Origin of the sequence: Stenotrophomonas sp. ATCM1_4 (assembly GCF_004348115.1) — a bacterium.
In the GTDB taxonomy this organism is placed as follows: Bacteria; Pseudomonadota; Gammaproteobacteria; order Xanthomonadales; family Xanthomonadaceae; genus Stenotrophomonas; species Stenotrophomonas capsici.
In genome coordinates, this window is the sequence record NZ_QPFB01000001.1 from 3,764,390 (window position 1) to 3,781,431 (window position 17,042).

Genomic DNA, 17,042 nt, shown 5'->3' on the forward strand with positions numbered 1-17,042 from the left:
ATGGAAACCAAAGCCAATTACGTCCTGATCGGCGCCTTCACCCTCATCGTCGGGGTGGCCCTGCTGGCCTTCGGCCTGTGGGCGGCGAAGTACTCCTCCGACCGCACCTGGCAGGAGTACCGCGTGGTCTTCACCGAGGCGGTCACCGGCCTGTCGGTCGGCAGCCCGGTGCAGTACAACGGCATCGCGGTCGGTTCGATCACCGAGCTGACGCTGGCGCCGGACGACCCGCGCAAGGTCATCGCCAAGCTGCGCCTGAACTCGACCACGCCGGTCAAGACCGACACCACCGCCAAGCTGGCCATCACCAGCCTGACCGGCCCGTCGATCATCCAGCTCAGCGGCGGCAGCCCGCAGGCCACCGCCCTGGCCGTGGCCAGCAAGGAACCGATCCCGACCATCGCCACCGCGCCCTCGGCCCTGCAGAACATCACCGACGTGGCCAACCGCGTGGTCGAGCGCATGGACGAGCTGCTCAGCGACGAGAACGTCGGCAAGATCTCGGCCACGCTGAGCCACCTGGAAACCATCAGTGGCGGCCTGGCCGACCGCGACAAGGGCACGCAGGCCCTGCTGGTCGAGGCCCGCGACGCGGCCCGCAACCTCAACGCCACCTTGAACACCGCCAATGGCGCGATCGCCCACCTGGACCAGAACGTGCTGCGCCAGTTGCCGGCCACGCTGGACAAGCTCGACACCAGCCTGTCCAAGCTGGATTCGGCCGCCGGCAACGCCGATGCGATCCTTGGCGAGAACCGCGCCGCGATCAACAGCTTCGCCAATGACGGGCTGGCCCAGCTCGGCCCGACCCTGACCGAACTGCGCGGCCTGATCCGCGACCTGCGCCGGGTCAGCGACCGGCTGGAGAACAACCCTGCCCGCTACCTGCTCGGCCGCGACGCACCCAAGGAGTTTGAACCGAAATGACCGCCCTTCCCTCGATCAAGCGATTCGCTCCGCTGTGCCTGCTGGTGCTGGCCGGCTGTTCGGTGCTGGCCGGCGGCGACCGCCAGTCGGTCACCATCTACGCACCGCAGGTGCGCGTGCAGGCCGACCCTGCCTGGCCGCAGGTCGACTGGCAGCTGGTGCTCGCCAAGCCCAGCGCGGCGCGGCTGGTGGACAGCCCGCGCATCAACGTCCGCCCCAGCCCGGGCGAACTGGAGGTCTACCGGGGCGCGACCTGGTCGCAGCCGGCCACCGACATGCTCGAGGACACGCTGCTGCGCGGCTTCGAGGACTCCGGGCGGATCGCCGCGGTGGCACGCATCGCCACCGGCATCCGCTCGGACTACAAGCTGACCACCGACCTGCGCCGCTTCGAGGCCGACTACCGCGGCGGTGACACGCCCGCGGCCACCATCGAGCTCAATGCCAAGCTGATCCACAGCGTGGACCAGCGCGTGGTCGCCGCACGCACCTTCGTGGTCGCCGAACCGGCCGCGTCCGCCGACATCCCCACCGTCGCGCGCGCCTTCGAAACCGCGCTGGACAAGGTCTCCACCGACCTGATCGGCTGGACGCTGCTCAGCGGCCAGCACGATGCGACGCGGCAGCCGGCGCCGCGATCCAGCGGAAAGTAAGGTTGATCCGCTCGCCCATCGGGCGGGCGGTCTTCGGCAGGGCGTGCTGGTAGTGGCGCTGGGTATCGCCGGCCATCACCAGCAGGTCGCCGTGGCCCAGCATGAACTCGGTGACCTGCGCCCGGTCATCACGCCGCCGCAGCAGGAACCGCCTTGCCGCCCCCAGGCTTAACGAGGCGATCAGCGGCTGCGTGCCGAGTTCCGGCTCATCGTCGCTGTGCCAGCCCATGCTGTCGCGCCCGTCGCGGTAGCGATTGGCCAGCACGCTGTTGAAGCGCGCGGCGCAGCTGTCCTGCAGGCGTCCACGCACCGCCTGCAACACCGCCGGCCACGGATGCGGCACGAAGTCGGCGCCGGAATAGCGGTAGTGGGCCTGCGGATCACCGATCCAGCAGCTCAGGCGCGGCGAATCCACCCAACGGCCGAACATGCGGATGCGGTGCACCTCCCACGGCACGCCCTGCTGCAGGTCGTGCAGCAGGGCATCGGCGTCGGACTGCGGCAGCCAGGCCGGAAGATGGCTGACGTCTGCGCCGGGAAGGTCGGGGGGGAACAGCATCGCCAGACACTATCACGCGGTGCCAGCCTGCCATTTGCCCGCATCAGCGCGAACGCCGAAAATGCCGTACCGCCCGACCCACCCACCGGACACGACATGCCAGCAAGGCCACACCTCGCCGCATTCTGTACACATCTGGCGAACACGCGTGGCAAAGCGAGCAAAGGCAGAGCATGAATCGGTACCTACAGGCAGCGCAGCGTTCGATCCAGCAGCATGGTGGCGGCATCGGCGGGCTTCTCTCCGTTGTTCGCAGGGCGATGAAGATCACGGCAGCGATGGGAATCCGCGGCGTGCTTGATCGACTGCGATCGGCCAGCGCCTCGCGCACAGTGGTCGTCGACATGCTCGAAGAAGCCCCGCTGCCAGCACCGGTCCCGCAGGCCGCGCTCGACCTGAGGGTGGGTGTGATGGCGCATGTGTTCTATCCCGATCTCATCGATGAATTCGTGCAATCGTTGCGGTGCATCCCCGTCCCGTTCACTTTGCTGGTATCGGTCTCCGATGCCGCCGCCGTTGAACAAGTTCAGGCCCGGATGAAGCAGCTACCGAACGCACAGCGGCTGTCCGTCAAGGTCGTCGAGAACAGGGGCCGCGACATCGCGCCGCTGTTGGTGAACTTCCACGACGAGATCCTCGCGCTCGATGTGATCAGCCACATCCATACCAAGAAATCGTTGTACACCGGTGGTGAGCAGAACCGGTGGCGTCGCTACCTCCTGAACTCCCTGTTCGGCTCGTCCGAACGTGTGGCATGGATACTCGGAACGTTTCAGGCCAGTCCCGAGCTTGGACTTGTCTACCCGGAAAGCTACGAAGGAGTGCCGCTCTGGGGGCACACCGTCCTCAGCAACGGGGCCACCTGCGATAGGCTCGCCGCTCGTCTCGGGATCGCGCTGGAACATGGCCGCTACCTCGATTACCCCGCCGGCTCGATGTTCTGGGCGCGTGTGAACTCCATCCGTCCCTTGTTCGATCTGCATCTGCGGACGCATGATTTCCCTCCAGAGCAGGGGCAGGTAGATGGCACCCTGCAACATGCGATGGAACGGATGTTTGGTCAGGTTGTCCGCCATCGCGGGTACCGACTGGGCATCCTGCCTACCGACGGGGGTCTGGCGCTGGCATCGGAGGGGCTACGTAACATTGAGGATATGCTGTCCCTTGATATCGGCCAGCGCCTGCGGCTGGCGGCGCTGCAGGCCTCCACAGTCAGCGTGGATGTATTCGATACACTGGTGGTCCGTCCGTTCCTGTCCCCGGACGCCTCGCGCGCCCATCTGGCACAACGCATGCAGCGCGAACACGGCATCACCGAATTCATGCGGCTGCGTGGCGATGCCGAGACCTCCCAGCGCATTGCATTGCAACGCGATCCCACGCTGGCCGAGATCTACCGACAGCTGGCACGTCAGCTAGGCAAGCCTGCTGCGGAAGCGGAACGCCTGATGGCCACAGAGCTGGAGCATGAGCGCCAGCAACTACGTCCTCGCGTGGGCGTGGTGAATGCGTTGATGCAGGTGAATCCCACTCGGCGGTTTGCACTGTCGGACATGTACCTGGACAGCGCGCACCTGAAGCAGGTCCTGCCTGACAGCGTGGCCGCCGCACTTCCCGTCCTGCGTGTCTCCTGCGAAACCGGCCTGCGCAAGGACCGGCTGGACAGCTGGCAGGAGCTGGCGCACCGCGAAGACATCGATGTTGCCCGCTGGCTGCATGTCGGCGACAACGAGCATGCCGATGTACAACTGCCGCAGTTGGCCAAACTGCTCACTCCCGTGCATATCCTGCGGCCCTCCGCCCTGCTCGACGTCATCCCAGCACTGCGCCCGCTGCGTCATCACAGTGGCGTCCAAGCGCCCTGGCCAGAACAATTCTGGCGAGGACTGCTGGTCAACCGCTTCGCCTTTCTTCTCGACAGCCAGCCACAACGGCTACTCGGGCGCCTGCAGCTGGATGCCGAAGACCTTGGTTACGCGGTGCTTGGCCCCTTGCTGCTGGACTTCCTGTTGACGATGCTGCAAACCGCGATACGACAAGGCGTGGACAACGTACTCTTCCTCAGCCGTGAGGGTCACCTGCTTCACCAGGCCTTCGAACGATTGCAGCCCTTCCATCCCTCCGCCCGACAGCTGCGCGCTCATTACTTCCTCGCCTCACGCCGGGCCACGGCGTTGCCCGCCATGCACCAGACCGCGGACGTCAGCCTGATGCTGGAAGGCAACTTCAATGGCACACTGCGTCATCTGCTACAGGCACGCGCCGGTGATGCGGCCGTCGAAGCGGCCGGCAGCATCATCCCGGAACTGCTCGATCGCGACGTGTTCCTGCCCGAAATGGCGACCATCGTCGCCGGATGGCTGCAGCCCGCGCTACCTGCGGTACTTGCACGCGCAACACAGGCCCGTGCCAATTACATGACCTACTGGTCAACGCTTGCCGACACCGGCTCCTCCATGGTGGTCGACATTGGCTACGCCGGGACGATCCAGCGCAACCTCGCGCGCCTGCGCCAGCAGCCGCTTGGCGGCTACTATATGGCTCTTCGCGCCGACGCTGGTCAACTGCAGGACTGCAATTGGGCCCAGGCCCGCTACTTCGATGGTCGACAAGAGGATGATGCAGCCGCTTCACCGATACTGTCCCATGATCTGCTGCTGGAAGCCCTGCTTAGCGCCCCCTCCGGCCAATTCAACGGCTTTGAAGCTGGCGGAATGATGGCCCTCCGGCCGCTTTTTGGGCAGATTGAACTCGACGAACAGGGACTGCAGGCGCTACAACGCATCCATCAAGGCGCGCTCACGTTCATCGATGACGTTTGCGCGATGCTCGGCGAGGATATCGCCGACATCGAGCTGGACGCCGCTGGCGTCCTGATGCCGTTGCAATGCGTGGCCAGCGGCCGCTGGAACGCTGATGACACCTTGCGGCAACTGACAACGGATGACAGCTTCACCGGCCGCGGCAGGATCGCGGCGGCCGGCACTTCAAACACCTAGCGCCGGAACGGCACGCCGGTCTTTTCCTTCAGTTCGTCATCGCTGACGCCCGGCGCCGCCTCGACCAGCACCAACCCGTCGTCGGTGACGTCGAACACGGCCAGGTCGGTGATGATGCGATCAACCACGCCCACGCCGGTCAACGGCAGCGTGCACTCCGGCAGCACCTTGTGCTCGCCGTTCTTGGCGGTGTGCTCCATCAGCACCACCACGCGCTGCACGCCGGCCACCAGGTCCATCGCCCCGCCCATGCCCTTGACCATCTTACCGGGCACCATCCAGTTGGCCAGGTCGCCCTTGTCGGTGACCTGCATGGCACCGAGGATGGCCAGGTTGATGTGGCCGCCGCGAATCATCGCGAACGAATCATGGCTGCCGAAGTAGCTGGCACCGGCACGCGCGGTGACGGTCTGCTTGCCGGCGTTGATCAGGTCGGCGTCCACCTCGGCCTCGGTCGGGAACGGGCCAATGCCGAGCAGGCCGTTCTCCGACTGCAGCCACACGTCCACGCCTTCGGGGATGTGGTTGGCCACCAGCGTCGGCAGACCGATGCCCAGGTTCACGTACGCGCCGTCGGTCAGCTCACGGGCCGCGCGGGCGGCCATCTCATCACGGGTCCAGGCCATCTCAGTTCCCCTCCTGACGCACGGTGCGCTGTTCGATGCGCTTCTCCGGCGTTGCGTTCAAAACGATGCGGTCCACGTAGATGCCCGGCAGGTGCACCTGGTCCGGGTCGATGGCGCCCACCGGCACGATTTCCTCCACCTCGACCACGCAGACCTTGCCGGCCATCGCGCAGGCCGGGTTGAAGTTGCGGGCGGTCTTGCGGAACAGCAGGTTGCCGGCTTCATCGGCCTTCCACGCCTTGACCAGCGACACGTCCGCCTTCAACGCGGTCTCCAGCACGTAGTGCTTGCCGTCGAACTCGCGGGTTTCCTTGCCCTCGGCGACCACCGTGCCGTAGCCGGTGGCGGTGAAGAAGGCCGGGATGCCGGCACCACCGGCGCGCAGGCGCTCGGCCAGGGTGCCCTGCGGGTTGAACTCCAGCTCCAGCTCGCCGGACAGGAACTGCCGCTCGAATTCCTTGTTCTCGCCCACGTAGGACGAGATCATCTTCTTGATCTGGCGGGTCTCCAGCAGCTGGCCCAGGCCGAAGCCATCGACACCGGCGTTGTTGGAGATGGCCGTAAGACCCTTGACCCCGCTGTCACGCAGGGCGGCGATCAGCGCCTCGGGAATGCCGCACAGGCCGAAACCGCCCACGGCCAGGGTCTGCCCATCGGCCACGATGCCGGCCAGGGCCTCGGCGGCGCTGGCGAATACCTTGCCGCGCTTGCCGGTCGGGGTTGGGAGATCACTCATCGCTTCTTGCCCACAGTAACCAAGGATGAGCGCATTCTAGCGGCGTTGCGGTGACGGCTACCTTGGACCTTCGTCCAGCGCGCAGACAGCCAACGGCCCTGCAGCCGACTAAACTAGGCGGCATCTCTCCCTCGCAGGATGCAAGCATGCCCCTTCCCGCTTTCAAGGCCTATGACATCCGTGGCCGGGTTCCGGAAGAGCTCAACGAGGACCTGGCCCGCAAGATCGGCAAGGCCCTGTCTGCCCAGCTGGCACCGGGCACCGTGGTCCTGGGCCATGACGTCCGCCTGGCCAGCCCGGCCCTGCAGGATGCGCTGGCGGCAGGCCTGCGCGGCGAAGGCCGCGAGGTCATCGACATCGGCCTGTGCGGCACCGAGGAGGTCTACTTCCAGACCGGCCACCTGCAGGCAGCCGGCGGCGTGATGGTCACCGCCAGCCACAACCCGATGGATTACAACGGCATGAAGCTGGTGCGTGAACAGGCACGCCCGATCAGCTCGGACACCGGCCTGTTTGCCATTTCCGATGCGGTGGCCGCCGATGACAGCGCCCCGCAGCCGCCGCGCGCCGGCCAGCGCGCCGAGCATGACAAGAGCGCCTATATCCAGCACCTGCTCAGTTACGTGGACGTCTCCACGCTCAAGCCCCTGAAGCTGGTGGTCAACGCCGGCAACGGCGGCGCCGGTGCCATCGTCGACCTGCTCGCCCCGCACCTGCCGTTCGAGTTCGTGCGCATCTGCCATGAACCGGATGGCAACTTCCCCAACGGCATCCCCAACCCGCTGCTGCCGGAGAACCGCGCCGCCACCGCCAATGCGGTGCGCGAGCACGGCGCCGATTTCGGCATTGCCTGGGACGGTGACTTCGACCGCTGCTTCTTCTTTGACCACAGCGGCCGCTTCATCGAAGGCTATTACCTGGTCGGCCTGCTCGCCCAGGCCATCCTGTCGCGCAATCCGGGCGGCAAGATCGTGCATGACCCGCGCCTGACCTGGAACACCGTGGAGATGGTCGAGGCGGCCGGCGGCGTGCCGGTGCTATGCAAGAGCGGCCATGCGTTCATCAAGGAGAAGATGCGCGCCGAGAACGCCGTGTATGGCGGCGAGATGAGTGCGCATCATTACTTCCGCGAATTCGCCTATGCCGACTCGGGGATGATCCCCTGGCTGCTGATCGCCGCCCTGGTGTCCAGCAGCGGCCAGTCACTGGCCGAACTGGTGGAGGACCGCATGGCCCGTTTCCCGTGCAGCGGCGAGATCAACTTCAAGGTCAGCGATGCCAACGCCGCCGTGGCACGGGTGATGGCGCACTTCGCCAGCCAGTCGCCGGCGCTGGACCATACCGACGGCATCAGTGCCGATTTCGGTGCCTGGCGCTTCAACCTGCGCAGCTCCAACACCGAGCCGCTGCTGCGCCTGAACGTGGAAACCCGCGGTGACGCCGCGCTGCTGGCGCAGCGCACCCGCGAGATCTCCGAACTGCTCTCTGCCTGAGGACACCCATGAGTTCGATCCTGCCCGTCATCCTGTCCGGTGGTTCCGGCACGCGCCTGTGGCCGCTGTCGCGCGAGGCCTATCCCAAGCAGTTCCTGCCGCTGACCGGCGAGCGCACCATGCTGCAGGCCACCTGGCTGCGCGTGGCCGACGTCGCCGCGCATCCGCCGATCGTGGTGGCCAACGAATCGCACCGCTTCGTCGCCGCCGAACAGCTGCAGCAGGCCGGCACCGCGCCGTCGGCGATCCTGCTCGAGCCGATTGGCCGCAACACCGCACCGGCCATCGCCGCCGCCGCGCTGGAAGCCCGTCGCAACGGCGATGACCCGTTGCTGCTGGTGCTGCCGTCCGATCACCTGATCAACGACATCACCCGTTTCCATCAGGCCATCGCCCAGGCCGCGGCCATCGCCGAGCAGGGCAAGCTGGTCACCTTCGGCATCCAGCCAACCGCGCCGGAAACCGGCTATGGCTACATCAAGGCCGTGGCCGGTGATGGCCCGCGCGCGATCGAGCGTTTCGTCGAGAAGCCCGACCTGGCCACCGCCGAAACCTATGTCGCCTCCGGTGAGTACTACTGGAACAGCGGCATGTTCCTGTTCCGCGCCTCGCGGTACCTGGAGGAACTGGAACGCCTGCAGCCGCAGATCCTGGCCGCGTGCCGCACCGCATGGGAAAAGGCACGCCGCGATACCGACTTCATCCGCCTGGACGCCGACGCCTTCAAGGCCAGCCCGTCCGACTCCATCGACTACGCGGTCATGGAAAAGACCGGCGATGCCGCCGTGGTGCCGCTGGATGCCGGCTGGAGCGACGTTGGTTCGTGGACCGCGCTGCGTGATGTCTCCGAGCAGGACGCCGACGGCAATGCACACCGTGGCGACGTCATCGCCATCGACTGCCGCAACACCTTCGCCTATGGCGACCGGTTGATCGCGATGGTCGGGTTGGAGGATGTCATCGTGGTGGAGACCAATGACGCGGTTCTGGTCGGCAAATCCGACCGCATGCAGGAGGTCAAGGACGTGGTTGCCCAGCTCAAGGCCGATGGCCGCAGCGAGGCCACCTGGCACCGCAAGGTCTACCGCCCGTGGGGCGCCTACGACTCCATCGACCATGGCGAGCGTTTCCAGGTCAAGCGCATCACCGTCAAGCCCGGCGGCACGCTGAGCCTGCAGATGCACCACCACCGCGCCGAGCACTGGATCGTGGTCAGTGGCACCGCCGAGGTCACCCGTGGCGATGAGGTGCTGCTGCTCACCGAGAACCAGAGCACCTACATCCCGCTCGGCGTCACCCACCGCCTGCGCAACCCCGGCAAGCTGCCGCTGGAACTGATCGAAGTGCAGTCGGGCAGCTACCTCGGCGAGGACGACATCGTGCGCTTCGAGGACACCTACGGCCGCGCCTGACCACGGCGTGGCGATGGCATCAAAAAACCCCGGGATTCCCGGGGTTTTTCTTCTCACGTCATTGCTCGGAACGCAGCTCGGCGAGCACCTTCCGCAGGCCATCCTGCCAGGGCGGCAGCACGATATCGAAGTCGTGCTGCAGCTTGTCGTTGTCCAGCACCGACCACGACGGTCGCTTGGCCGGCGTCGGATACTCCGCGCTGGAAATCGCCTCGACCGCCGGCACCTTGGCCATCAGCCCGGCAGTCACCGCTTCGGCGAAGATCGCCTCGGCGAAACCGTGCCAACTGGTCTGCCCCGAAGCCGTCAGATGCCAGGTACCAGACAGTCCCCCCGGATGCTGCAGCGCCTTCACCGTAACCTCGGCGATCAAGGCCGCGCTGGTCGGCGTACCGATCTGGTCAGCCACCACGCGCAGCGCATCGCGTTCGGCGCCAACCCGCAGCATCGTGCGCAGGAAGTTGCCACCGTGCGAGGCGTACACCCACGCGGTACGGAAGATCAGGTGCCGGCCACCGGCCGCGCGCACCGCCGCTTCGCCATCGCGCTTGCTGGTGCCGTAGACACCCAGCGGCGCGGTCGGCTCGTCCTCACGGTACGGCGCCGTGCCCTGGCCATCGAACACATAGTCGGTGGAGTAATGCACCATCGGTACGCCGTGCGCTGCGCACCAACTGGCAATCACGCCCGGTGCCTGCGCGTTGGCGGCAAACGCAGCCTCCGGCTCCTGCTCGGCGCGGTCCACGGCGGTGTAGGCCGCCGCGTTGATCACCACGCCAGGACGAATGCGATCAAGCAAGGTCGTCAGGTGCTCCGGCTGGGTGAAGTCGGCCGTTTCGCAATCGCGTCCATCAGGCAACCGACCGCTGCGCGTGGTCGCCACGACCTCGTCCACGCCGTGCAACGCGCGCAGCAGCTCCTGGCCAACCTGGCCATTGCCCCCGAACACCAGCACGGTCATGCGACGTAAACCGGAAGACGGCCTTCAGGGATGTCCTTCAGCAACGGCGCGGCCTCGTCCTTGCCGGACAGGGTCGGGCCGCTGATCGGCCAATCCACGGCGATGTCGGCATCGTTCCAGCGCACGCCGGCGTCGAACTCCTTCAGGTACACCTCGGTGCACAGATAGCTGAACACCGCACGCTCGGACAACACGGCGAAGCCGTGTGCGAAACCTTCCGGGATCCAGAACTGGCGCTTGTTCTCCGCACTCAACACGACCGCTTCCCACTGACCAAAGGTGGGCGAACCACGGCGGATGTCCACCGCCACATCGTAGACCTCCCCTTCCAGCACGCTGACCAGCTTGCCCTGCGGGCGCGGCCACTGGTAATGCAGCCCACGCAGCACGCCCTTGCTCGAGGAGGAGACGTTGCTCTGCACGAACCGGTCCGGCAGGCCTGCGGCCTTGAAGCGCTCCGCATTCCAGGTCTCGAAGAAGAAGCCACGCTCGTCGCCAAACACTGCGGGCTCGATGACCACGCAGCCCGGCAACTTGGTTTCAATCACTTTCACGGAACAATTCCTCGTTCAACCAGCTTCTGCAGATACTGCCCATAACCGTTCTTTGCCAACGGCGCTGCCAGCGCCTCCAGCTGCTCACGGTTGATCCACCCCTGCCCGTAGGCGATCTCCTCCGGGCAACAGACCTGCAGCCCCTGCCGGGTCTGGATGGTCTCGATGAAATTCGATGCTTCCAGCAGGGATTGGTGTGTACCGGTATCCAGCCATGCGTAACCACGGCCCAGAGCTTCCAGGTGCAGATGCCCCTCTCGGAGATAGCGCTGGTTCAGATCGGTGATTTCCAGTTCGCCACGCGGCGAGGGCTTCAGTTCGGCCGCATAGTCACTCGCATTGCCATCGTAGAAATACAGACCCGTCACCGCATAGTTCGAGCGCGGCTTCTCCGGCTTCTCGACCAGATCGACCACCTTGCCGGACGCATCGAATTCGGCCACGCCATAACGCTCCGGATCATTGACCCAGTAGCCGAACACCGTTGCGCCTTCAGTGCGCTGATCAGCGTTGCGCAGCACATCGCGCAGACCATGTCCGTGGAAGATGTTATCGCCCAGCACCAGACAGCTTGGCTTGCCTCCCACGAAGTCACGACCGATAAGGTAAGCCTGTGCCAAGCCATCCGGACTGGGCTGCACGGCGTACTCTATGTTCATGCCCCACTGCGAACCATCCCCCAGCAACTGCTGGAACAAGGCCTGCTCGTGCGGCGTATTGATGATCAGCACCTCACGGATACCTGCCAACATCAACACGCTGAGCGGGTAATAGATCATTGGCTTGTCATACACCGGCAACAGCTGCTTGCTGACGCCCTTTGTGATGGGATACAGCCGCGTGCCAGAACCGCCGGCAAGAATGATGCCTTTGCGTTGCGTCATTTGAGATTCCCTTGTTTCAGTGCGCTGCGTCGTCAGACATCAACCCCTCTGCCCGACCCTCAAACAGCGGCGAAGAGTCAGGCGGAGGTACCAATGCGCTGCAGACGATAGCTACCGTCCAGCACACCCTGCACCCAAGGCTGGTTGTCCAGGTACCAATCCACGGTGTAGGCGATACCCTGTTCGAACGTGAACTTCGGCTCCCAACCCAGCTCATTCTTCAACTTGGACGCGTCGATCGCGTAACGACGGTCATGGCCAGGGCGGTCAGTCACATGGGTGATCTGGCTGGCGCGTGGCTTGCCGTCCTCGCGCGGACGGCGCTGATCCAGCAATGCGCAGATTGCCTGCACCACCTCGATGTTCTGTCGTTCGGAGTTACCACCCACATTGTAGGTTTCGCCAACGCGTCCCTCGGCCAATACGGTACGGATGGCTTCACAATGATCGGTCACGAACAGCCAATCCCGCACCTGTTTGCCATCGCCATAGACGGGCAGAGGTTCTCCCGCCAGTGCCTTGGCGATCACCAGCGGAATGAGCTTTTCCGGGAAGTGGTACGGACCATAGTTGTTGGAGCAGTTGGTGGTCAGTACCGGCAAGCCATAGGTGTGATGGAAAGCGCGCACCAAATGGTCAGAAGCTGCCTTGGAAGCGGAGTACGGGGAGTTGGGAGCATAAGGTGTGGTCTCGGTGAAGAGGCCGGTCTCCCCCAAGGTGCCGTAGACCTCGTCGGTGGAAACGTGCAGAAAACGGAAGCCTGCCCCCTTTCCAGCCGGCAGGGCCTTCCAATAGTCGCGCACGGCCTCCAGCAGCCCTAGCGTGCCCACCACATTGGTCTGGATGAATGCGCCAGGACCATCGATGGAGCGGTCCACATGGCTCTCAGCGGCGAAGTTCAACACCGCATCAGGCTGATGTTCGGCCAGCAGGCGAGAGACGAGCGCGCGATCACCGATATCGCCCTGCACGAACACATGGTTCGGATTCCCGTTCAAGCCTGCCAGCGTCTTCAGATTACCGGCGTAGGTCAGCGCATCCAGATTGATGACCCTGACACTCTTGCTCACCGCTTCCAGAACGAAGTTGCCGCCGATAAAGCCGGCACCGCCGGTCACAAGCCATGTGGTCACGCAGATACTCTCCTGATCTTCGGCTGCCTGATGCAGCCGTTGTGCGCTAAGGATATAACGAGGTGCATTTCACAGGCTGCACCATTGATGACGCGCGGAAACGAAGCCCGGAATGCGGCAGCGCAACATCTCCATACGCATTCGCATGGAAGTGACAAGCCGGCTAGAATCAGGGGTTGAAATCTCGACACCGGCACGGCCGGCCCCCTCAGCAACCGAAGGACTCCGCAGCACATGAAAATCCTCGTCGCGTACAAGCGCGTGGTGGACTACAACGTCCGCATTCAGGTCAAGCCGGACGGTTCCGGCGTGGTCACCGATGGCGTCAAGCTGTCGCCGAACCCGTTTGATGAAATCGCACTGGAAGAAGCCCTGCGCCTGCGCGACAAGGGGATCGCCACCGAGGTCGTGGTCGCTACCATCGCCCCGGCCGACGCCCAGGCGCACCTGCGCAATGGCTTGGCCATGGGCGCCAACCGCGCCATCCACGTGGTTACCGACCAGGCCATCCAGCCGCTGACCGCCGCCCGCACCCTGCTCAAGCTGGTGGAGAAGGAACAGCCGGACCTGGTCATCCTCGGCAAGCAGGCCATCGACGACGACGCCAACCAGACCGGCCAGATGCTGGCTACGCTGTGGGCGCGCCCGCAGGCCACCTTCGCCTCCAAGGTCGAGATCGCCGACGGCAAGGCCACGGTCACGCGTGAAGTCGACGCCGGCCTGGAGACGCTGGAAGTTGACCTGCCGGCGGTGATCACCACCGACCTGCGCCTGAACGAACCGCGCTTCATCAAGCTGCCGGACATCATGAAGGCCAAGGCCAAGCCGCTGGAAACCCTGCAGTTGGCCGACCTGGGCGTTGAAGCCGCCGATACGTTCAAGACCACCCACTACGCCGCGCCGGCAAAGCGCAGCAAGGGCGTGATGGTGAAGGACGCCGCCGAACTGGTGGCTGCACTCAAGCAGAAGGGGTTGCTGTAATGGCCAAGATTCTCGTTATCGCTGAGCACCTGGACGGCAAGCTCAACAGCGCCGTCGCCAAGACCGTTTCGGCCGCTGCCGCCGTCGGTGGCGACATCGATGTGCTGGTGCTGGCCGCCGACCCGGCCGGCATCGCCGCCGAAGCCGCGCAGATCGCCGGCGTCAGCAAGGTGCTCACCCTGGCCAACCCGGCCAACGCACATGCCCTGGCCCAGGTGCAGGCACCGCAGATCGCCAAGGCCGCCGCCGGCTACAGCCACGTGTTCGGCGCCTCGACCACCACCGGCAAGGACTTGGTCCCGGCCGTGGCCGCGCTGCTCGGCGTCAACCAGGTCTCCGACCTGATGAGCGTCGAAGGCCCGCACACCTTCAAGCGCCCGATCTACGCCGGCAACGCCATCATCACCGTGGAAGTGCCGGCCGACCAGGTGGTCGTGGCGACCGTTCGCGCCGCTTCCTGGCCGGAAGCAGCCAAGGGCAACAGTGCCCCGGTCGAGGCCATTAGCGTCGACGCCGCCCTGCCCTCGCACACCCGCTTCATCGGCCTGGCCGCCGGCAAGAGCGACCGCCCGGACCTGCAGAGCGCCAAGCGCGTGGTTTCCGGCGGCCGTGGCGTCGGTTCGGAGGAGAACTTCAAGGTGATCTACCAGCTGGCCGACAAACTCGGGGCTGGCGTCGGCGCCTCCCGTGCGGCGGTCGACGCCGGCTACGTGCCCAGCGACATGCAGGTCGGCCAGACCGGCAAGATCATCGCCCCGGAGCTGTACATCGCCGTGGGCATCTCCGGTGCCATCCAGCACCTGACCGGCATCAAGGACGCCGGCACCATCGTGGCCATCAACAAGGACGGCGATGCGCCGATCTTCGAAGTGGCCGATATCGGGCTGGTGGGGGACCTGTTCACGCTGCTGCCCGAACTCGAAGCCAGTCTATAAGCCGCACGTGGCACCGGTCGAACAACCCCATTGCGTGAAGCGCAGCTCCACCAAACGCCAGGTCATCCTGTACGCCGTCGTTGGCGGCGTACAGCTGAGCGTCGACTGGCTCACCTTTACCACACTGACTTCCCTGGGGATAAGTGTGGTGGTGGCGAATCCCTTCGCCAGGATAGTCGGCGCGGTATTGGGGTTCTGGCTCAACGGGAAGCTCACCTTTGCGGTATCCGAGCCATTGAAGGCCAGCCAGGCCGCCAAGTTTGCGGTGTCCTGGCTGGCGATGACGCTGTTGAGCACCGCTGCGATCTGGACTACAGAACAGCTCTGGGGATTGCAGTCCGCCCAACTTGCAAAGCCCGTTATTGATGTCGGCTTGGCAGCACTGGGCTTCCTGGCGTCCAAACTCTGGATATACCGCTGAATCAGTCGTGCGATACGCAGCTTGGTGACAGGCTGCGTGGAGCAACGACAACTGCCCGCACGTTCAGGAAGAAAGCCGTGCCGGCCAACCCGCCAGTCTCCGCTCAGCGGCGGTGATCTTCCCTCGCCTCAGGCTCCGCACTGCGGAACTCCCGTGTGGCCGCTGCAAAGTCATCCCAAGAAGGACCGCCGCGCCGTTCATAGAGAAGCGGCCCGGCATGCGGTCGTTCCGACGTCAATGCGTAGTCAATCGAGCGCCTCTTGAAGGCATTGGACCGCAGCAGCCTGAGGACGTAGAGCGGAAGCAGGCCCATGAAGCTCTTCCATTGGGATCGATACTGCAGGCAGAAACCGACGTAACGGATTCGTTCAAGCAACCCCGTATCGATTTCCTCAACGACTGCGTCACGCTTGATGAAAGCGAGCAGGTTGAACAAGGGCCCGATCAACCCGTGGCCGTGGTACAGGCAGTACTCCCACCCGCGCGCACCCGAGCGCTGCACCGCCAGACACCCCAGAAGATGGGCCGCGTCGTGGTCCTGATGCCCCCCCTCCCAGGCAGGAAGCATCACCTGCCCTGGCTGCAAGGTATCCACCAGCTGGAACAAGCCCCCGGCGACCGCGGCCATATGCAGGTGCAACCCACCATCCGGCGCATGCAGATCCGCGCCCAGAAAATGTACATGCCCATCAGCCACGCCAAGCCTTCGCAGAACACCAAGGCTTTCGCGCTGTCGCCGCTGGATACTTTGCCCTCCCCAGCCACCATCGGTCAGATACGCGAGATGAACGGGCCCGGCATCTCGTGCGTGGGACTGGATCCAGGGGAAAAGGCAGAACTCGTCATCCGGATGCGCCAGGACGACCAGCATCACAGGGCCTCGGTCAGAAAGCATCGAAGTCCAACTGCCCGAGTTCGACACCCTCTCTTTCGATCGCATGTGAGCCCTCGTTCAAACCCAGGAAAATAAGATTCAACGGGCTCGGCCGGAAGCGCTTTGGAATGTCGACCCACATCGATCCCGCTCGGGTACCCGCAGGCCGCAGGCCCAGGTGAAGGCGGAACAATGGAGCCCCTCCGCCGCTACCCTCCGCAAGCTTGCCCAAGCCATCTGCCGGAACCTCGGCCCAAGCGGACAGGAGCGGTTTTCCGGTCGGAGCCCACGCCCCCACAAGTGCGTTGCCGCAGGGAGCAATCTGGTAACGACGCACCGGATTCGCTATGCGCCAGGCCAGATTGTCATCATTCCAGATTCGCCTGAAAGAAAAGTCAGACGCCTGCCGATCACCATACTGGCTACTGATATTGCCTATGCCGATCTTCGCATCCAAGGGCGAAACCAGGGAGAACCCGAGCTTCCTCAGAAATCCCGGAGTCGAATTGTCGTTGGCCACGCCATAGACTGCATGGAACCCTTCGGCAGCGGCGCGCTCATAAGTCAGCGCGGCCAGCTTGGTGAAAAGCCCCTTCCCCTGGAATTTCGGATGCGTGGCGGTATTGAGAGACAAAAGGACGCGCCGCGCCACACCGTGAACAACCGCTTCCGCCGGAATGCAGACGTAATGAGCCGCCAGCTCATCCCCCTCCCATGCATCAAAACCAACGACATTACCGGCCGGATTATCCGCGTACAGCCACTTCAGATAGGTCGCGGTCAACCCCGACGCACCGGGAAAGCAGATACGGAACAGATTCGAATATGCAGCCAGCATACCCTCGGAGAATTGCGTTGCCCTGAATTCCAAGAAACACCTCGGATGAATCAAGA

The 17,042-nt window shown here is 64.6% G+C and carries 17 protein-coding genes; 8 read left to right on the forward strand and 9 right to left on the reverse strand.

The window, feature by feature from the left end; all coding sequences use genetic code 11:
• Together ATCM_RS17165 and ATCM_RS17170 are read left to right on the forward strand one after the other, a co-directional pair.
• Positions 1-927: an MlaD family protein gene (locus tag ATCM_RS17165; protein WP_132865688.1), complete on the forward strand. Its 927-nt coding sequence runs from the start codon at positions 1-3 to the stop codon at positions 925-927.
• Entirely contained in the window at positions 924-1,580 is a 657-nt protein-coding gene (locus tag ATCM_RS17170) for an ABC-type transport auxiliary lipoprotein family protein (RefSeq protein WP_132865689.1), read from the forward strand. The genes ATCM_RS17165 and ATCM_RS17170 overlap by 4 nt, the downstream gene beginning before the upstream one ends.
• Here ATCM_RS17170 and ATCM_RS17175 read toward each other — a convergent pair.
• Positions 1,525-2,139 carry an alpha-ketoglutarate-dependent dioxygenase AlkB gene (locus tag ATCM_RS17175; RefSeq protein ID WP_132865690.1) on the reverse strand — a complete coding sequence of 205 codons (615 nt, stop codon included), beginning with the start codon at positions 2,137-2,139 and terminating at the stop codon, positions 1,525-1,527. The two genes, ATCM_RS17170 and ATCM_RS17175, sit on opposite strands and share 56 nt — an antisense overlap.
• Positions 2,140-2,312: 173 nt before the next feature.
• Between ATCM_RS17175 and ATCM_RS17180 the strand changes: the two genes are divergently transcribed.
• On the forward strand, positions 2,313-5,138 hold the full coding sequence (locus ATCM_RS17180) for a rhamnan synthesis F family protein (protein WP_132865691.1): 2,826 nt from the start codon (positions 2,313-2,315) through the stop codon (positions 5,136-5,138).
• On the opposite strand, the gene ATCM_RS17185 is transcribed toward ATCM_RS17180, so the two are convergent.
• Positions 5,135-5,764, reverse strand: a complete 630-nt coding sequence (locus ATCM_RS17185) for a CoA transferase subunit B (RefSeq protein ID WP_132865692.1) — start codon at positions 5,762-5,764, stop codon at positions 5,135-5,137. The two genes, ATCM_RS17180 and ATCM_RS17185, sit on opposite strands and share 4 nt — an antisense overlap.
• Before the next feature lies 1 nt (position 5,765).
• Positions 5,766-6,500, reverse strand: a complete 735-nt coding sequence (locus ATCM_RS17190; RefSeq protein ID WP_132865693.1) for a CoA transferase subunit A — start codon at positions 6,498-6,500, stop codon at positions 5,766-5,768.
• Between the two features lie 146 nt (positions 6,501-6,646).
• On the opposite strand from ATCM_RS17190, the gene ATCM_RS17195 reads away from it, so the two are divergent.
• On the forward strand, positions 6,647-7,993 hold the full coding sequence (locus tag ATCM_RS17195; RefSeq protein ID WP_132865694.1) for a phosphomannomutase: 1,347 nt from the start codon (positions 6,647-6,649) through the stop codon (positions 7,991-7,993).
• Between the two features lie 8 nt (positions 7,994-8,001).
• Positions 8,002-9,405 carry a mannose-1-phosphate guanylyltransferase/mannose-6-phosphate isomerase gene (locus tag ATCM_RS17200; RefSeq protein ID WP_132865695.1) on the forward strand — a complete coding sequence of 468 codons (1,404 nt, stop codon included), beginning with the start codon at positions 8,002-8,004 and terminating at the stop codon, positions 9,403-9,405.
• A gap of 58 nt (positions 9,406-9,463) precedes the next feature.
• Here the strand turns inward: ATCM_RS17200 and rfbD are convergent, their stop codons facing one another.
• The 4 genes from rfbD to rfbB form a co-directional block, all read right to left on the reverse strand.
• A complete protein-coding gene (rfbD, locus tag ATCM_RS17205; RefSeq protein WP_132865696.1) occupies positions 9,464-10,366 on the reverse strand; it encodes a dTDP-4-dehydrorhamnose reductase in 903 nt (300 codons plus the stop codon).
• Entirely contained in the window at positions 10,363-10,920 is a 558-nt protein-coding gene (rfbC, locus tag ATCM_RS17210) for a dTDP-4-dehydrorhamnose 3,5-epimerase (RefSeq protein ID WP_132865697.1), read from the reverse strand. Before rfbC ends, rfbD begins: the two co-directional genes overlap by 4 nt.
• Positions 10,917-11,804 (reverse strand): glucose-1-phosphate thymidylyltransferase RfbA, encoded by an 888-nt coding sequence (gene rfbA, locus ATCM_RS17215; protein WP_132865698.1) that lies wholly within the window; start codon positions 11,802-11,804, stop codon positions 10,917-10,919. Before rfbA ends, rfbC begins: the two co-directional genes overlap by 4 nt.
• Positions 11,805-11,881: 77 nt before the next feature.
• Positions 11,882-12,937: a dTDP-glucose 4,6-dehydratase gene (gene rfbB / locus ATCM_RS17220; protein WP_132865699.1), complete on the reverse strand. Its 1,056-nt coding sequence runs from the start codon at positions 12,935-12,937 to the stop codon at positions 11,882-11,884.
• A 234-nt stretch (positions 12,938-13,171) separates the two neighbouring features.
• Here rfbB and ATCM_RS17225 point away from each other — a divergent pair, with 234 nt between their 5' ends.
• The 3 genes from ATCM_RS17225 to ATCM_RS17235 are packed head-to-tail and all read left to right on the forward strand — an operon-like array spanning position 13,172 to position 15,274.
• A complete protein-coding gene (locus tag ATCM_RS17225; RefSeq protein ID WP_057627298.1) occupies positions 13,172-13,918 on the forward strand; it encodes an electron transfer flavoprotein subunit beta/FixA family protein in 747 nt (248 codons plus the stop codon).
• Positions 13,918-14,853 carry an electron transfer flavoprotein subunit alpha/FixB family protein gene (locus ATCM_RS17230; protein WP_132865700.1) on the forward strand — a complete coding sequence of 312 codons (936 nt, stop codon included), beginning with the start codon at positions 13,918-13,920 and terminating at the stop codon, positions 14,851-14,853. Before ATCM_RS17225 ends, ATCM_RS17230 begins: the two co-directional genes overlap by 1 nt.
• A 7-nt stretch (positions 14,854-14,860) precedes the next feature.
• Complete coding sequence (locus ATCM_RS17235; RefSeq protein ID WP_165931212.1) at positions 14,861-15,274, forward strand: GtrA family protein; 414 nt, start codon at positions 14,861-14,863, stop codon at positions 15,272-15,274.
• A gap of 103 nt (positions 15,275-15,377) precedes the next feature.
• Here ATCM_RS17235 and ATCM_RS17240 read toward each other — a convergent pair whose 3' ends face one another.
• Both ATCM_RS17240 and ATCM_RS17245 read right to left on the reverse strand, forming a co-directional pair.
• Positions 15,378-16,145: a PIG-L family deacetylase gene (locus tag ATCM_RS17240; RefSeq protein ID WP_165931213.1), complete on the reverse strand. Its 768-nt coding sequence runs from the start codon at positions 16,143-16,145 to the stop codon at positions 15,378-15,380.
• Positions 16,146-16,158: 13 nt separating this feature from the next.
• Positions 16,159-16,986, reverse strand: a complete 828-nt coding sequence (locus ATCM_RS17245; RefSeq protein WP_279432521.1) for a GNAT family N-acetyltransferase — start codon at positions 16,984-16,986, stop codon at positions 16,159-16,161.
• Positions 16,987-17,042 lie beyond the last annotated feature (56 nt).

Bases quoted from the DNA above. Each gene is read 5' to 3' on its own strand.
- ATCM_RS17165 (WP_132865688.1), top strand. From the start codon at position 1: ATGGAAACCAAAGCCAATTACGTCCTGATCGGCGCCTTCACCCTCATC.
- ATCM_RS17170 (WP_132865689.1), top strand. From the start codon at position 924: ATGACCGCCCTTCCCTCGATCAAGCGATTCGCTCCGCTGTGCCTGCTG.
- ATCM_RS17175 (WP_132865690.1), bottom strand. From the start codon at position 2,139: ATGCTGTTCCCCCCCGACCTTCCCGGCGCAGACGTCAGCCATCTTCCG.
- ATCM_RS17180 (WP_132865691.1), top strand. From the start codon at position 2,313: ATGAATCGGTACCTACAGGCAGCGCAGCGTTCGATCCAGCAGCATGGT.
- ATCM_RS17185 (WP_132865692.1), bottom strand. From the start codon at position 5,764: ATGGCCTGGACCCGTGATGAGATGGCCGCCCGCGCGGCCCGTGAGCTG.
- ATCM_RS17190 (WP_132865693.1), bottom strand. From the start codon at position 6,500: ATGAGTGATCTCCCAACCCCGACCGGCAAGCGCGGCAAGGTATTCGCC.
- ATCM_RS17195 (WP_132865694.1), top strand. From the start codon at position 6,647: ATGCCCCTTCCCGCTTTCAAGGCCTATGACATCCGTGGCCGGGTTCCG.
- ATCM_RS17200 (WP_132865695.1), top strand. From the start codon at position 8,002: ATGAGTTCGATCCTGCCCGTCATCCTGTCCGGTGGTTCCGGCACGCGC.
- rfbD (WP_132865696.1), bottom strand. From the start codon at position 10,366: ATGACCGTGCTGGTGTTCGGGGGCAATGGCCAGGTTGGCCAGGAGCTG.
- rfbA (WP_132865698.1), bottom strand. From the start codon at position 11,804: ATGACGCAACGCAAAGGCATCATTCTTGCCGGCGGTTCTGGCACGCGG.
- ATCM_RS17225 (WP_057627298.1), top strand. From the start codon at position 13,172: ATGAAAATCCTCGTCGCGTACAAGCGCGTGGTGGACTACAACGTCCGC.
- ATCM_RS17230 (WP_132865700.1), top strand. From the start codon at position 13,918: ATGGCCAAGATTCTCGTTATCGCTGAGCACCTGGACGGCAAGCTCAAC.
- ATCM_RS17240 (WP_165931213.1), bottom strand. From the start codon at position 16,145: ATGCTGGTCGTCCTGGCGCATCCGGATGACGAGTTCTGCCTTTTCCCC.
- ATCM_RS17245 (WP_279432521.1), bottom strand. From the start codon at position 16,986: ATGCTGGCTGCATATTCGAATCTGTTCCGTATCTGCTTTCCCGGTGCG.